This window comes from Halalkalibacter hemicellulosilyticusJCM 9152, assembly GCF_000513115.1.
Lineage (GTDB): Bacteria > Bacillota > Bacilli > Bacillales > Bacillaceae_D > Halalkalibacter > Halalkalibacter hemicellulosilyticus.
On sequence record NZ_BAUU01000097.1, the window covers coordinates 1 to 993 of the forward strand.

Sequence of the window (993 nt, forward strand, 5' to 3'; positions counted from 1 at the left end):
CATTAGCCTTGCATTAAGTTTTATTAATTTTGTCAAGTAGTTTCAAGTAGAAAATTATGGTTTTAAAACAAAAAAAAACTCCTTATAATTAGGTTTGGTAGTTCTGTCCAAATCCCAATTAAAAGGAGCCTTCCCATGGACAAGAATACCATAAAATCTACAATAAATGAACTACTAAAAGTCATTGATGAACGTACTTTTTCCAACCTGATCAACGTAATAGACCTTGATAAATACGTGAAAAAGCTTACTGCTTATAAGTTTCTTCAATTGCTGATCATTTCGCAATTGAAGGAAACGAAAAGCTTAACTCAAATGTCAAAGAAGCTAAAAGATAAGGAAGAGCTTCAAGTTCAACTCGCATTTGATACGATTAGCACGTCACAACTTTCAAGGAAATTGGGTGATTTATCCCCAACGTTATTTGAAAAGATCTTTCATTATCTCGTGTTGAACATTCAAGCAAAGATGAAGCAATCGCCGATCATTCGTGAGATCGGTCGCTTACACGTGATCGATTCAACAACGATGAGCATGAGTGTAAGTCAGTACCCTTGGGCTACTTTTCGTAAAACGAAAGCCGGAATTCGCCTTCATTTACGAGTCGTGGTTACCAAAGAGTTAACCTTGCCCGATAAAGGAATTCTTTTACCAGCTAAGCATGCAGACCGCACTCAAATGGGAGATCTCATTGACATTGATTCAGATGCGATCCACTTGTTTGACCGTGGCTATATCGATTATAAACAGTTTGATCATCTCTGTTTACACGATGTTCGGTTTATCACTCGTTTGAAGAAGAACGCACAGGTTGAAGTGCTATCCGAACAAGTTCCACAAGCAGATTCACCTATTGTGAAAGATCAAGAAGTGTTTCTAGGTAACTCGCAAAATGGGACAAAAATGACCCACTCCTTGCGCTTAATCGAGACACAAGATAGTCAAGGAAACGTCGTCATGATCGTCACAAACTGTTTTGACTTGTCTGCCGAA

The 993-nt window shown here is 38.2% G+C and carries 1 protein-coding gene; it reads left to right on the plus strand.

Features of this window, described 5'->3' with window-relative positions:
• Window positions 1-135: 135 nt before the first annotated feature.
• Window positions 136-993: IS4 family transposase (locus tag JCM9152_RS21055; protein WP_035347790.1), on the plus strand; the 858-nt coding region annotated here is incomplete at its 3' end.